At 67.8% G+C, this 13,153-nt stretch carries 13 protein-coding genes; 2 read left to right on the top strand and 11 right to left on the bottom strand.

The features are described from left to right. Positions 1-10 precede the first annotated feature (10 nt). The gene (ispH, locus tag ACFOPI_RS04390) at positions 11-967 is read right to left on the bottom strand and encodes a 4-hydroxy-3-methylbut-2-enyl diphosphate reductase (protein ID WP_382171324.1); all 957 of its coding nucleotides are present in this window, start codon (positions 965-967) and stop codon (positions 11-13) included. Further along, the gene (locus ACFOPI_RS04385) at positions 967-1,416 is read right to left on the bottom strand and encodes an FKBP-type peptidyl-prolyl cis-trans isomerase (protein ID WP_066149701.1); all 450 of its coding nucleotides are present in this window, start codon (positions 1,414-1,416) and stop codon (positions 967-969) included. The genes ispH and ACFOPI_RS04385 overlap by 1 nt, the downstream gene beginning before the upstream one ends. 132 nt (positions 1,417-1,548) lie before the next feature. Between ACFOPI_RS04385 and radC the strand changes: the two genes are divergently transcribed. After that, positions 1,549-2,241, top strand: a complete 693-nt coding sequence (gene radC, locus ACFOPI_RS04380) for a RadC family protein (protein ID WP_066255139.1) — start codon at positions 1,549-1,551, stop codon at positions 2,239-2,241. 110 nt (positions 2,242-2,351) lie between these two features. Then, positions 2,352-2,999: a Smr/MutS family protein gene (locus ACFOPI_RS04375; protein ID WP_382173053.1), complete on the top strand. Its 648-nt coding sequence runs from the start codon at positions 2,352-2,354 to the stop codon at positions 2,997-2,999. A 12-nt stretch (positions 3,000-3,011) separates the two neighbouring features. On the opposite strand, the gene ACFOPI_RS04370 is transcribed toward ACFOPI_RS04375, so the two are convergent. The 9 genes from ACFOPI_RS04370 to ACFOPI_RS04330 all read right to left on the bottom strand — a co-directional run bounded on the left by ACFOPI_RS04370 (position 3,012) and on the right by ACFOPI_RS04330 (position 13,153). Next, complete coding sequence (locus tag ACFOPI_RS04370; RefSeq protein ID WP_382171320.1) at positions 3,012-3,419, bottom strand: group II truncated hemoglobin; 408 nt, start codon at positions 3,417-3,419, stop codon at positions 3,012-3,014. Positions 3,420-3,431: 12 nt separating this feature from the next. After that, positions 3,432-5,975, bottom strand: coding sequence for an ABC transporter permease (locus ACFOPI_RS04365; protein WP_382171317.1), 2,544 nt, complete (start codon positions 5,973-5,975; stop codon positions 3,432-3,434). 170 nt (positions 5,976-6,145) lie between these two features. Continuing rightward, positions 6,146-6,778, bottom strand: coding sequence for a uracil phosphoribosyltransferase (upp, locus tag ACFOPI_RS04360; RefSeq protein ID WP_382171314.1), 633 nt, complete (start codon positions 6,776-6,778; stop codon positions 6,146-6,148). A 57-nt stretch (positions 6,779-6,835) separates the two neighbouring features. Continuing rightward, the gene (locus ACFOPI_RS04355; RefSeq protein WP_382171311.1) at positions 6,836-7,714 is read right to left on the bottom strand and encodes a formate dehydrogenase accessory sulfurtransferase FdhD; all 879 of its coding nucleotides are present in this window, start codon (positions 7,712-7,714) and stop codon (positions 6,836-6,838) included. A gap of 39 nt (positions 7,715-7,753) precedes the next feature. Beyond that, a complete protein-coding gene (locus tag ACFOPI_RS04350) occupies positions 7,754-8,101 on the bottom strand; it encodes a hypothetical protein (protein WP_382171308.1) in 348 nt (115 codons plus the stop codon). 16 nt (positions 8,102-8,117) lie between these two features. Beyond that, positions 8,118-9,326: a formate dehydrogenase subunit gamma gene (locus tag ACFOPI_RS04345; RefSeq protein WP_382171305.1), complete on the bottom strand. Its 1,209-nt coding sequence runs from the start codon at positions 9,324-9,326 to the stop codon at positions 8,118-8,120. A gap of 10 nt (positions 9,327-9,336) precedes the next feature. Beyond that, on the bottom strand, positions 9,337-9,576 hold the full coding sequence (locus ACFOPI_RS04340; protein WP_382171302.1) for a hypothetical protein: 240 nt from the start codon (positions 9,574-9,576) through the stop codon (positions 9,337-9,339). Continuing rightward, a complete protein-coding gene (fdh3B, locus tag ACFOPI_RS04335) occupies positions 9,576-10,181 on the bottom strand; it encodes a formate dehydrogenase FDH3 subunit beta (protein WP_066149674.1) in 606 nt (201 codons plus the stop codon). Before fdh3B ends, ACFOPI_RS04340 begins: the two co-directional genes overlap by 1 nt. Positions 10,182-10,192: 11 nt before the next feature. Beyond that, positions 10,193-13,153: a formate dehydrogenase subunit alpha gene (locus tag ACFOPI_RS04330; protein WP_382171299.1), complete on the bottom strand. Its 2,961-nt coding sequence runs from the start codon at positions 13,151-13,153 to the stop codon at positions 10,193-10,195.

The raw sequence follows: 13,153 nt of genomic DNA, 5'->3' as shown, positions 1-13,153 counted from the left end.
GCAGCGGTGTTCAGTGGATATGGTCGATGGCGCCGTCGCCTTGAATCTTCAGCCCCTTGGGCAGCGGGAACTTGATGGTCTCGGTGATGCCGTCGAGCTTGCGCACCGAAATCGCGCCCAGCTCGCGCAGCCGCTCGATCACCTGCTGCACCAGGATGTCGGGCGCCGAGGCGCCGGCCGTCAGGCCCACGCGCTGCTTGCCGTCGAACCACTCGGCCTTGAGCTCGCTGGCGTTGTCGACCATGTAGGCCTCGGTGCCCAGGCGGTGCGCCACCTCGCGCAGTCGGTTGCTGTTGCTGCTGGTCGGGCTGCCGACCACGATCACGATGTCCACCTGCGGGCTCAGCAGCTTGACCGCGTCCTGCCGGTTCTGCGTGGCGTAGCAGATGTCCTGCTGCTTGGGTTCGCGCACCTTCGGAAAGCGCGCCTTCACCGCGGCCAGGATGCCGGCCGTGTCGTCCACGCTCAGTGTGGTCTGCGTCACCACCGCCAGCAGATCGGTCTGCTTCGGCTGCACCTTGGCCACGTCGTCGATGTCCTCGACCAGGTGAATGCCCTCGCTGAGCTGGCCCATGGTGCCCTCGACCTCCGGGTGCCCCTTGTGGCCGATCATGAGGAACTCGTAACCCTCCTTGAACAGCTTGGCCACCTCGACGTGCACCTTGGTCACCAGCGGGCAGGTGGCGTCAAAGATGCGGAAGCCACGCCGTTCGGCCTCCTGCTGCACCGCCTGGCTCACGCCGTGGGCCGAGAACACCAGCGTCGCACCGGCCGGCACCTCGTCGAGTTCCTCGATGAAGATCGCGCCCTTGTCCTTGAGGTCGTTGACCACGTAGGTGTTGTGCACGATCTCGTGGCGCACGTAGATAGGCCGGCCGAACTTGGCCAGTGCGCGCTCCACGATCTCGATGGCGCGGTCGACGCCGGCACAGAAGCCCCTGGGCTCTGCGAGCAGGATCTCGGACATCACAGCACCCCGATCAGCTGGACTTCAAACTTCACCGGCTGGCCCGCCAGCGGGTGGTTGAAGTCGAACAGCACCGCACCGTCCTCGCGCACCTCGACCACGGAACCGGCGTACTGGCCCAGGCCGTCGGGCGTGGGGAACTGCACCACATCGCCCGCGGTGTACTTCTCGTGCGGGTCGCCCAGCTCGTTGAGCAGCTTGCGCGCCACCCACTGGACCATCTCGGGCTGGCGCTCGCCAAAGGCCTCACCGGCGGCGAGGTCGATCACCGTGGTCGTGCCCTCTTCCAGGCCGATCAGGCGCTGTTCGATTGCGGGTGAGAGTTCTCCGGCGCCCAGGCTAAGCGTGGCGGGCTGGCCCTGCTCGAAGGTGTCGATCACCACCTTGCCCTGCGGACCGGAGAGGCGGTAGTGCAGGGTGAGAAAAGAACCTTCTTGGACGTGTGTCATGGACAAATGGGGGATGAAACAGGGGGTGCGGCGAGCGCAGCGCAGTCGGAACGGCCCGGACGACGCCGCCGGACACAGGCCGCTATTGTAAAAACCGGCGACCGCCCAGGCGGCAACAGGGAGTACACAACGATGAATGGTCTGGCCGCCACCGGGCTCAAGAGCCTGCCCGCCGACGCGCGCCCGCGCGAAAAACTGCTCAGCCGGGGCCCCGGCGCACTGGGCGACGCCGAACTGCTGGCGCTGCTGCTGCGCACCGGCATCAGCGGCAAACACGTGATCCAGCTCGCACAGGAACTGCTCGACCGCTTCGGCGGCGTCGGCGGGCTGCTGCACACCAGCGCGGAGGCGCTCAAGACTGTCAAGGGCCTGGGCCCGGCCAAACGGGCCGAGGTGGTGGCGGTGCTGGAGCTGGCACGCCGGGCGCTGGCGCAGGAGCTGCAGCAGCGGCCGCTGTTCGACAGCCCGAAGGCCGTGCGCGAATACCTGCAGCTGCAACTGGGCGCCCGCGCACACGAGGTGTTCTGCGTACTGTTCCTCGACAGCCAGAACCGGCTGCTGGCGCTGGAGGAGCTGTTCCGCGGCACGCTGAGCCAGACCTCGGTCTACCCGCGCGAGGTGGTGCTGCGCGCCCTGCACCACCACGCCGCCGCGGTGGTGCTGGCGCACAACCACCCCAGCGGCGAAGCACGCCCCTCGCGCGCCGACGAATCGCTCACGCAGTCGCTCAAGGCCTCGCTGGCGCTGGTGGACGTGCGGGTGCTGGACCATTTCATCGTCACGCGCGACGCCGCCGCCTCGATGGCCGAAATGGGCCTCGTCTGACGAAACATGGCCCCCACGCTCCGCCGCTGCGCGGGTCGCTGCCTCCCGAGGGGGCTGGGCCGGCCCTGGGGCGGCCCACCCGAGGGGATTGCCCCCTGGGCGAGAATCGCATCACCATGAAAGTGCGCGCCCTCGCCGACCTCAAGACGCTGCAGAAGGTGATCGCCCAGCGGGCCGCCGCCGAAGCCGCGGCGCGCGAAGCCGAGCGACTGCACGCCCTGCGCATCGACCGCGAGAAGCGCCTGTTCGAGCTGGCCGTCGGCCCGGTGCGCCCGCTGACCCACCAGCGCCGGGTGGTGCACCCGCCTGCCCCGGTGTCCACCGAGCCCCGGCAGCGCCTGCTCGACGAGCACGCTGTGATGCGCGAGGCGCTGTCGGACGAGTTCGACGTGGAGACCCTGCTGCACACCGACGAGGCGCTGAGCTACCGCCGACCGGGCCTGGGGCCGGACGTGACGCGCAAGCTGCGCGAGGGCCACTGGAGCATCCAGAAGCACATCGACCTGCACGGCCTGCGCACCGACGAGGCGCGCGAGGCGCTGGGCCGTTTCATCCGCGAGGCGCACCAGCTGGGGCTGCGCTGCGTGCGCGTGGTGCACGGCAAGGGTCTGGGCTCGCCGGGCCGCACGCCGGTGCTCAAGGGCCGGGTGCAGCGCTGGCTGGTGCAGAAGAAGGAAGTGCTGGCCTTCGTCCAGGCGCGGCCGGCTGAGGGTGGGGCCGGGGCGCTGGTGGTGCTGCTCAAGCCTGTGGGGCGCTGAGGCTCTTGCCCGTCAGGCAGGCGTGTTCCGCATCCAGTCGGCGGTCTTGAAGAAACTTTCCTTGAGGCGCACCCGCAGCGCGTCTGGCACCCCGGTCTCGCCCATCGCCTGGTCCATGCAGGCCAGCCACTGATCCCGCTCGACGATGCCGATCTTGAATGGCATGTGCCGCATGCGCAGGCGCGGGTGGCCGAAGCGGTCTTCGTAATGCGAGGGGCCACCCAGCCAGCCGCAGAGGAACCAGAACAGCTTCTGCCGCGCGTCGTCCAGCGTGCTGCCGTGTGCCACCCGCAACTCGTGGTAGCCCGGCTCGATGTCCATCAGGTCGTAGAAGCGGTCGACCAGCGCCCGCACGCGGGCTTCGCCGCCGATCCATTCGAAAGGGGTGGCGGGCTTGGTCGGGCTGTCTTCTGTGTTCATGCAGGATCCTTGTCAAATCGCGGCGCGGCGAAGCGTTTCAATCACGGGCGTCTTCAACACGCTGCGCAGGCCCCACCACCCCGCGGCCAGCGCCAGCACCCCGCCCGCCAGGCCACCGGCAACCGGCACCCAGGGCGATGGCTGCCAGCTGAACTCGAAGGCGTATTTCGCCAGCGCCCAGCCGACCGCCATCGCCACCACCGAAGCGAGCACGCCCGCCAACAGCCCCACACCGAGCAGCTCGACCCGCTGCACGTCGCGCAGCAGCTTGGACCCAGCGCCCACCGCGCGCAGCACCGCGAACTCGCGTTCGCGCTCGCCGCGCGTGGCGGTGATCGTGGCCAGCAGCACCACCAGGCCAGCGGCCAGCGCAAAGCCGAACAGGAACTCCACCGCGCGGATCACCTGGCCCAGCACGCGCTGCACCTGTGCGATGGTCTGGCTCATGTCGACGTTGGTGATGTTCGGAAACTGGCGCACCAGCGCGTTGTCGAAGGTCTTGTTGCCATCGGGCACGCGGTAGGCGCTGATGTAGGTGGTGGGCAGGTCGGGCAGATGCGACACCGGGAACAGCACGAAGAAGTTCACCCGCATGGAGCCCCAGTCGACCTTGCGCAGGCTGGTGATGCGGCCCTCGACTGGAATGCCCGCCATCTCGAAGCCGAGCCGGTCGCCGAGTTTGAGGCCAAGCTCCTTGGCCAGCCCCTCCTCCACGCTCAGGCCGTCCTGTTCCTCGGGCGTCCAGCGACCGGCAACGATGTCGTTGTGGACGGGCGGCTGGGCGGTGTGCGAGAGGTTGAACTCGCGCTCCACGAGGCGCTGGGCGCGGTCGCTCTCGAAGTTCTCTGGTTGCACAGCGGCGCCGTTCACGCTCACGAGGCGGCCGCGGATCATGGGATACCAGTCGTACTTGGCGATGCCACCGTCGGCCAGCGCCCGCTTGAATGGCTCGCTCTGCTCCGGCTGGATGTTGATGACGAAACGGTTGGGCGCATCGGGCGGCGTGGCGTTGCGCCAGCTGGCGATCAGGTCGGTGCGCAGCAAGACCAGCAACACCAGGGCCAGCAGACCCACCGCCAGCGCGCTGATCTGCACCACGGCGTAGGCCGGCCGGGCGGAGAGCTGGCGCGTGGCCAGCACCAGCGCGCGCGGTGCGGTACTCTCGTTGACGCTGCGGCGCAGCAGCCAGACCGCGGCCCAGCTCACCAGCGCAAACACCGCCACCGCGGCGGCAAAACCACCGACTGCGATGCCGCCGAGCTTGAGATCGCGGCTGGCGGCCAGCAGCAGCACCGCAAAGCCGGCCACGCCCAGGCCCAGCACCGCCAGCGTGGCGGGCTTGAGCTGCCCGACGTCGCGCCGGATCACGCGCAGCGGCGGCACCTGCGCCAGTTGCAGCACCGGCGGCAGGCCGAAGGCCATCATCAGCGTCAGCCCCATGCCCAGGCCCAGCAGCACCGGCCAGAACGTCGCGGCCGGCAGCGCCGACTCGACCAGCCCGGAGAGCAGCAGCACGAACACGTAATGCAACCCGAAGCCCGCCAGCACCCCCAGGCCGCTGGCCACCAGGCCGACCACGGTGAACTCGAAGGCGTAGGCGCGCGCCATGGTGCCCTGCGACAGGCCGAGCACGCGCATCATGGCGCAGTCGTCCAGGTGCCGCTGCGCGAAGCCGCGCGCCGCGATGGCCACGGCCACCGCCGACAGCAGCGCCGCCAGCAGCGCGACCAAGTTGAGGAATTTCTCGGCGCGTTCCAGCGTCTGCTGCATCTCGGGCCGGCCGCCTTCGAGTGACTCCAGCCGCAGGCCGCGAATCTCCGGCTTCTTCAATTCGGCCTCGGCCCAGGCCACGTACTGCTTCACCGCCGGGTCGGCGCCCGCCACCGCCAGCCGGTAACCGACTCGGCTGGCCGGCTGCACCAGCCCGGAAGCCGGCAGGTCGGCGGCGTTGATCATGACGCGCGGCGCGAAGCTCATGAAGCCGGCGCCGCGGTCGGTCTCGACCACGATCACCTTGGCCAGCGTCAGGCTCGCGTCGCCCAGCAGCAGCGGATGACCGATCTGAAGCTGGAGCGCCGACAGCAGGGCCGCGTCAACCCAGGCCGTGCCGGGCGCGGGGATGTCGCGGGTGGGCGCGTCGGCCGTCTCAGGACTGTCGGCCACACGCAGGCTGCCGCGCAGCGGATACCCGGGCGCCACCACCTTGAGCGCCACCAGCCGCGCAGCGCCACCCTCTTCGTCCCGCGCCCGGCCCATGGTCGGAAAACTCAGGGTCTGCACCGTTTGCAGGCCCAGCTCGGCGGCCTTGGCGGCAAACGCCGGGGGCGCCGGCCGGTCGCTCTGGATCACCGCGTCGCCACCGATCAGCGCCCGCGCATCGCGCTGCAGGCCGCCCTGCAGCCGGTCGGCAAAAAACGCAACCGCCGTCAGCGCCGCCACCGCCAGCGTCACCGCCAGCAGCAACAGCCGCAACTCGCCCGCCCGCCAGTCGCGCCAGAGCGAGCGCCAGCCCAAGGACCAAAACGAGACCGGAACGGAAGAAGGAGCAGCAGCCATCCGGCGACCTTACCGCAAGCGCATCAACCGCGCGCGACCGTATGGATATGAACAAGACAAAGCCGGAGCGCGTGTCTCAGTCGAGGATGCGGTGGAACCGGCTCCGCCGGGCCACTCGCATCGCCCCCTTGAGGGGGTGACGCGCCGCAGGCGCGGCGCGGGGGTGGACCTTATTTCGTGCCGAAGATCCGGTCGCCCGCGTCGCCCAGTCCCGGCACGATGTAGCCATGCTCGTTGAGCTCGCGGTCCACCGCCGGGGTGTAGATCGGCACGTCGGGATGGGCGTCGTGGAAGGTCTTGATGCCCTGCGGGCAGGTGACCAGGCACACGAAACGGATCGAACGCGGCTTCGTCGCCTTCAGGCGGTCCACCGCGGCCACCGCCGAATTGCCGGTGGCCAGCATGGGGTCGAGCACGATCACGTCGCGCTCTTCCATGCCGCTGGGCATCTTGAAGTAGTACTCCACCGCCTTGAGCGTGGCCGGGTCGCGGTACAGGCCGATGTGACCCACGCGCGCGCCGGGGATCACCTGCAGCATGCCGTCCAGAAAGCCGTTGCCAGCGCGCAGGATGGACGCGAGCACGATCTTCTTGCCGTCGATGACGCGGGATGTGGTCTTCTCCAGCGGGGTCTCGATCTCGACCTCCTGCATGGGCATGTCGCGCGTGAGCTCGTAGGCCAGCAGGGCGGACAGCTCGTGCACCAGCTCGCGGAAGCTCTTGGTGCTGGTGTCCTTCTTGCGCATCAGCGTGAGCTTGTGCTGGACCAGGGGGTGATCGATGATGTGGACGTCGCGGCTCATGAACGGGAACTCTGAAAAATGAACGGCCAGCCGCACTGGGCTGGCGCTGCCGCGAGTTTATGCGGCAGGGGGCGGCGGATCGTCGAAGACGATGCGCTGGGGGTGCGAGAAGCACAGGAAGCGCCGGTGCGTGGCACGGCCGATGGCACACAGACCCACGCGCTGGGCCACGTGCAGCCCCATTTCGGTGATGCCGCTGCGCGAGATCACCACCGGCACCCCCATCTGAGCCGACTTGATGACCATCTCGCTGGTCAGGCGACCGGTGGTGTAGAACACCTTCTCGCCCGCGGGCAGCGGCTGCTGCAGGGCCATCCAGCCCGCAATGGTGTCCACCGCGTTGTGGCGCCCCACATCTTCCACGAACAGCTGCAGGTCTTCGTTGACGAACAGCGCGCAGGCATGCACCGAACCGGCGGTCTTGTAGGTGCTGTCGTGCAGGCGGATGGTGTTGACGATGTCGTACAGCTGCGACTGCCGCAGCGTCGCCTGCGGCGGCAGCACGATGCGGTCCACGTCGTCCATCAGGCCGCCGAACACGCTGCCCTGGCCGCAGCCAGTGGTGACCACGCGGCGCGCGGTGCGCTCCTCGATGCGGTCGATGCCCGCGCGCGTCACCACCGCCGCCGCGCCCACGTCCCAGTCCACGGTGATGGACTCGATGTCGTGCACACCGCCCACCAGCCGCTGGTTGAGCAGGTACCCCAGCACCAGCCATTCGGGGTGGGCCCCCAGGGTCATGAGGGTGACCAGCTCGCGCTTGTCCACGTAGACCGTGAGATCGCGCTCGGCCGGAATGCGGATAGAACGAGGCTGGCCGGACTCGTCCACCACCGTCACCTCGCGGGTGAGGTCGGCATGGGCCTGCGTCAGGCGCGGCCGCAGCGCAGCAGCTTGGTCGGGGGCAACGGCGTGGGGCAGATCGGCCAGGTTCATGCGGTCAAGGATACGCCGCCGCGCAGGCAGCAGCAGCCCTCAGGACTTCTTGGCGGGGGCTGCCGCGGCAGGCGCCGGTGCCGCAGCAGGTGCTGCGGCCGAAGCCGGCGCAGGCCAGACGAAGGGGCCGGGGTCGGCGCAGGGCGGCGTGGCCGTGGCCGGCTTGGCGGTCTTGCCCGCGGCGGCCAGGGTCTTCTGGTGGTTGGCTGCCGCCTTGTCCATCGACAGGCAGAGCTTGTAGGCGTCCACCTTGCCCGTGTGCGCGGTCTTGGCCTTGGCCTCCTCGGCCTTGGCCTTGGCGGCGTCGTCGAGCACGGGGGCGGGCAACTTGGCGAGAGTGGCCGTGGACACGGCGGCCAGCGCCATCAGCAGAAATGTCTTCTTCATGGTGTCTTCCTCGGGATCAGGCCTTGGCGGGCGCCTGCAGCGGTGCGTCCGGACCGGACTTGCTGCGCTGGGCGGGGATCTTGCCGGCCTTGACATCGTCGTACCAGAGCTCGTGGTGTTCCTTGGCCCAGGCCTCGTCCACGTAGCCGGTCCTCATGGCACCATAGGCCCCTTTGACGCCGACCGTTCCCATGTAGATGTGGCCCATGATGAGCGCCATCATCACCAGCGCGCACACCAGGTGCAGCATGTGGGCGATCTGCATGTCACCGCGCAGGTACAGCATGCCCGGCAGTAGCTTGTCCAGAAACAGGCCCGAGCCCACCACCACGATGCCGGGAATGGTCACACCCCACCAGAACAGGCCCTTCTCACCCGCGTTGAAGCGGTGCGAAGGCACTTCCTTGTCGCTCAGCATGCCACCAGCCTTGCTGAGCCAGACGAAGTCGGCCGCGTTGGCGATGTTGTCCTTGATGAAGGTGATCACGATGATCAGCAGCGACACCGCGAACAGCGGGCCGACGAAGTTGTGCACGTTCTTGAGCGCGAAGGTCAGCCAGCCGAACAGCGTGCTGCCGATCACCGGCAGCAGGAAGAACTTGCCGAAAGCCATCACGATGCCGGAGATCGCCAGCGCGATGAAGGCACCGGCGTTGGACCAGTGGGCCGCACGTTCGAACGGGGTGAAGCGCTCAATCTTGCGGCCGGTGTCGGGCAGGTGGCCACCCAGCGGACCCTTGGCCTTGTAGAAGATCGCTAGGGTGAGCAGCACGATGAAGAGCAGCGCACCGCCATAGGGAATCAGCCAGTCGTTGCGCACCTGGCGCCAGGCCTCGCCCGCCGTCGTCAGGCGCGAACCCGGGTACTGCACGAAGGGCTGGATCAGGTTGCCGGCTTCGGGCGCCTCAGTGACCGGCAGGCTGCTGTAGCCGGTCACGCCCTTGCCCACATCGCGCCACATGGGGGCGTTGTTGCCGGGCTGCACCTGCTTGCGCTGGGCGTTGGTCTGGCTGGCGTAGTTCGGGTCGGTGCTGGCGTCGGGCGCGATCTCGAAGATGTTCGCGCTCTTGACGCCGCCCACGGCCGGGGCCGCCTGGGCGGCGGGCGGCGCGGGGTCGTCGGGCGGGGGGCTGCTGGCGGCCTGTGCGTGGGCCAGGCCCAGCGTCCCGGCCAGCGACAGCGCCACGCCCCAGCCACGCAGTCGTGCGAAGGTAGGTTGGCTCATGCGCGGTTCCTCACTGGGTGCTGACGCGGGTGTAGTCGTTCATGCCGTACTGGGCGCGCGCCTTGAGCTGCTGTTCCCAGCTGGCCTTGTCGCCCACCGTCCAGCCGGGCTGCTGGTACTGGCTCTTGCCGACACCGGTGTAGGGCGCGGTGTCCTGGCGCACACCGGTCGTTTCCTGGGGTTTCTCGCCACAGGCGGAGAGGACCGCGGCGGAAGCCAGCAGCCCGAGGATGGTCAGGGTCTTGTGCATCACGACTTGGTCCCTCCCTGTGCGGTGCCGTAGGCCGTGCCCCAGCCCCAGACTTCGGCGCCCTTGCCACGGCGCAGCACGCGGCTGCGGAAGATGTCGGCCACCACGTCGCCGTCACCAGCGAGCAGGGCCTTGGTCGAGCACTGCTCGGCGCATGCCGGCAGCTTGCCTTCGGCCAGGCGGTTGCGGCCGTACTTCTCGAACTCGGCTTCGCTGCCGTGTTCCTCCGGGCCACCGGCGCAGAAGGTGCATTTGTCCATCTTGCCGCGCACGCCGAACGTGCCCTGGCTGGGGAATTGCGGGGCGCCGAAGGGGCAGGCGTAGCTGCAGTAGCCGCAACCGATGCAGACGTCCTTGTCGTGCAGCACCACGCCTTCGTCGGTGCGGTAGAAGCAGTTGACCGGGCAGACCGCCATGCAGGGCGCATCGCTGCAGTGCATGCAGGCCACCGAGATCGACTTCTCGCCCGGCACGCCGTCGTTGAGCGTCACCACGCGGCGGCGGTTCACGCCCCAGGGCACCTCGTGCTCGTTCTTGCAAGCGGTGACGCAGCCGTTGCACTCGATGCAGCGCTCGGCGTCACAGATGAATTTCATTCGTGCCATCGTGCGTCTCCTTATGCTTTCTCGACGTTGCAGACCGTCGTCTTGGTTTCTTGCATCATGGTCACGATGTCGTAACCGTAGGTGGTTGAGGTGTTGATGGCCTCGCCGCGCACCACCGGCATGGCGCCCGTCGGGTAGTACGCCTTCATGTCTTCACCCTGCCAGCGGCCCGAGAAATGGAAGGGCATGAACACCGTGTGCTCGTCCACCCGCTCGGTCACCAGGGCCTGCACATTCAGGCGTGCACCGGTGGGGGTGCTGACCCATACGCGCTCGCCATTGCGGATGCCGCGGGCCGCCGCGGCGGCCGGGTTGAGCTCGATGAACATCTCCTGCTGCAGCTCGGCCAGCCAGGGGTTGGAACGTGTCTCTTCGCCGCCGCCCTCGTACTCGACCAAGCGACCCGAGGTCATGATGAACGGGAATTTCTCGTGGACCTTGTCCTCGATGTTCTTCTGCTGCAGCGACTTGTAGAGAATGGGCAGGCGCCACCGGTTCTTCTGGTCGTCGTGGCTGGGGTACTTGGCCACCAGGTCGGGGCGGATGCCATAGATCGGCTCGCGGTGCTGCGGAATGCCGTCGGGGAAGTTCCACACGATGGCGCGCGCCTTGGCGTTGCCGAACGGGTGGCAGCCGTGCGCCATGGCCACGCGGATGATGGCGCCCGTAGGGTCGGTCTTCCAGTTCTTGCCTTCGGCCTTGGCCTTCTCGGCGTCGCTCAGGTCGTCCCACCAGCCCAGCTTCTTGAGCAGCAGGTGGTCGAACTCGGGGTAGCCGGTGGTGATCTCGGCGCCCACCGAGTGCGAGCCGTCCTCGGCCAGCAGGCTGACGCCGTCTTTTTCCACGCCGAAGTTCGCGCGGAAGTTGCCACCACCTTCCATCACGTGCTTGGAGGTGTCGTACAGGTTGGGCGAGCCGGGGTGCTTGATCTCGGGCGTGCCGTAGCAGGGCCAGGGCAGACCGAAGTAGTCGCCGGACATGTCGTAACCGGTTTCCTTGTCCACCACCTTGCCCTTGCACTTGAGCGTCTTCACGTCGAAGGCGCCCATGTTGCGCATGTGGGCCTTCAGGCGCTCGGGGCTCTGACCGGTGTAGCCGATGGTCCAGACCGACTTGTTGATCTCACGCAGGATGTCCTCGACCACGGGCTCGTCCATGCCCTTGACCTGCTGCATCTTGTAGTTCTTGCACAGCTCCTTGTCGAAGCCCAGACGCTGTGCGAACTGGTACATGATCATGTGGTCGCTGCGGCTCTCCCACAGCGGGTCGATCACCTTCTCGCGCCACTGGATCGAGCGGTTGGATGCGGTGCACGAACCGCTGGTCTCGAACTGCGTGGCCGCCGGCAGCAGGTAGACCGCGCGTTCGGGGTTCAGGTCTTCGGGCTTGCCGGGCATGGCCGCCATGGCCGCCGTGGCCGACGGATACGGGTCGACCACGACCAGCAAGTCCAGCTTGTCCATCGCACGCTTCATCTCCAGACCGCGGGTCTGCGAATTGGGCGCGTGGCCCCAGAAGAACACGCCGCGCAGATTCGGGCCCTGGTCGATGAGTTCGTTCTTTTCCAGCACACCGTCGATCCAGCGGGACACCGTGATGCCGGGCTTTTCCATCATGCCCTCGGCGTACTGGGCCTTGATCCAGTCGTACTCCACACCCCAGGTGGCCGCGAAGTGCTTCCAGGAACCGGCGGCCAGGCCGTAGTAGCCCGGCAGCGAGTCGGGGTTGGGGCCGACGTCGGTAGCGCCTTGCACGTTGTCGTGACCGCGGAAGATGTTGGTGCCACCGCCGCTCTTGCCGATATTGCCCAGCGCCAGCTGCAGGATGCACGATGCGCGCACCATGGCGTTGCCGATGGTGTGCTGCGTCTGGCCCATGCACCACACGATGGTGGCGGGCTTGGCCTCGGCCATCATCTTGGCCACCTTGGCCATCTGCTCTTCCTTGACTCCGCAGGCCTCTTCGACGGCCGCGGGCGTCCACTTGGTCATCACCTCCTCGCGCACCTTGTCCATGCCATAGACGCGGTCGTTGATGTACTTCTTGTCTTCCCAGCCGTTCTTGAAGATGTGGTGCAGCAGGCCGAACAGGAAGGGAATGTCGGTGCCCGACCGGATGCGCACGTACTCGTCGGCCTTGGCCGCGGTGCGGGTGAAGCGCGGGTCCACCACGATCATCTTGCAGCCGTTTTCCTTGGCATGCAGCATGTGCAACATGGACACCGGGTGTGCCTCGGCGGCGTTGGAGCCGATGTACAACGCGCACTTGCTGTTCTGCATGTCGTTGTACGAGTTGGTCATCGCGCCGTAACCCCAGGTGTTCGCGACGCCGGCCACCGTGGTGGAGTGGCAGATGCGCGCCTGGTGGTCGCAGTTGTTGGTGCCCCAGAAGCTCACGAACTTGCGCAGCAGGTACGCCTGCTCGTTGTTGTGCTTGGACGATCCGATGAAATAGACCGAGTCGGGGCCGCTGGCTTCTTTCAGCGCCTTCATCTTGGCGGTGATTTCGTCCAGCGCCTGGTCCCAGCTGATCTTCTGGTACTTGCCGTTGACCAGCTTCATCGGGTAGCGCAGGCGGTATTCGCCGTGGCCGTGCTCGCGCAGGGCCGCGCCCTTGGCGCAGTGCGAGCCCAGGTTGATGGGCGAGTCGAACACCGGCTCCTGGCGCACCCAGACGCCGTTCTCGACGATGGCATCGGTCGCACAACCCACCGAGCAGTGGGTACAGACGGTGCGTTTGACTTCGATCTTGCCGGTGCCGTCGATGGAGCCGCCCGAGGCGGCCTTGGCCTTCTTGACCAGGGTCAGCTGCGACGCGGCAATGCCGACGCCCACGCCCAGGCCCGAGCGGCGCAGGAAGGACCGGCGGTCCATGGTGGGCAGCGCCGAGGCCAGGCCGCGCTGCAGGCTGTGAACAAAGGCGTGGCTGCGACCGCTGGCGGCCGTGCCCGGGGATTTTTTGGTGAGCAACAT

The organism is Hydrogenophaga luteola, from assembly GCF_042648585.1.
Classification (GTDB): Bacteria; Pseudomonadota; Gammaproteobacteria; order Burkholderiales; family Burkholderiaceae_C; genus Hydrogenophaga; species Hydrogenophaga luteola.
Note: the sequence above shows the minus strand (reverse complement) of the source record. Positions and strands in the feature narration are given on the sequence as shown.

Bases quoted from the DNA above. Each gene is read 5' to 3' on its own strand.
- ACFOPI_RS04330 (WP_382171299.1), bottom strand. From the start codon at position 13,153: ATGTTGCTCACCAAAAAATCCCCGGGCACGGCCGCCAGCGGTCGCAGC.
- ispH (WP_382171324.1), bottom strand. From the start codon at position 967: ATGTCCGAGATCCTGCTCGCAGAGCCCAGGGGCTTCTGTGCCGGCGTC.
- upp (WP_382171314.1), bottom strand. From the start codon at position 6,778: ATGAGCCGCGACGTCCACATCATCGATCACCCCCTGGTCCAGCACAAG.
- radC (WP_066255139.1), top strand. From the start codon at position 1,549: ATGAATGGTCTGGCCGCCACCGGGCTCAAGAGCCTGCCCGCCGACGCG.
- ACFOPI_RS04345 (WP_382171305.1), bottom strand. From the start codon at position 9,326: ATGAGCCAACCTACCTTCGCACGACTGCGTGGCTGGGGCGTGGCGCTG.
- ACFOPI_RS04355 (WP_382171311.1), bottom strand. From the start codon at position 7,714: ATGAACCTGGCCGATCTGCCCCACGCCGTTGCCCCCGACCAAGCTGCT.
- ACFOPI_RS04340 (WP_382171302.1), bottom strand. From the start codon at position 9,576: ATGCACAAGACCCTGACCATCCTCGGGCTGCTGGCTTCCGCCGCGGTC.
- ACFOPI_RS04365 (WP_382171317.1), bottom strand. From the start codon at position 5,975: ATGGCTGCTGCTCCTTCTTCCGTTCCGGTCTCGTTTTGGTCCTTGGGC.
- ACFOPI_RS04385 (WP_066149701.1), bottom strand. From the start codon at position 1,416: ATGACACACGTCCAAGAAGGTTCTTTTCTCACCCTGCACTACCGCCTC.
- ACFOPI_RS04350 (WP_382171308.1), bottom strand. From the start codon at position 8,101: ATGAAGAAGACATTTCTGCTGATGGCGCTGGCCGCCGTGTCCACGGCC.
- ACFOPI_RS04370 (WP_382171320.1), bottom strand. From the start codon at position 3,419: ATGAACACAGAAGACAGCCCGACCAAGCCCGCCACCCCTTTCGAATGG.
- fdh3B (WP_066149674.1), bottom strand. From the start codon at position 10,181: ATGGCACGAATGAAATTCATCTGTGACGCCGAGCGCTGCATCGAGTGC.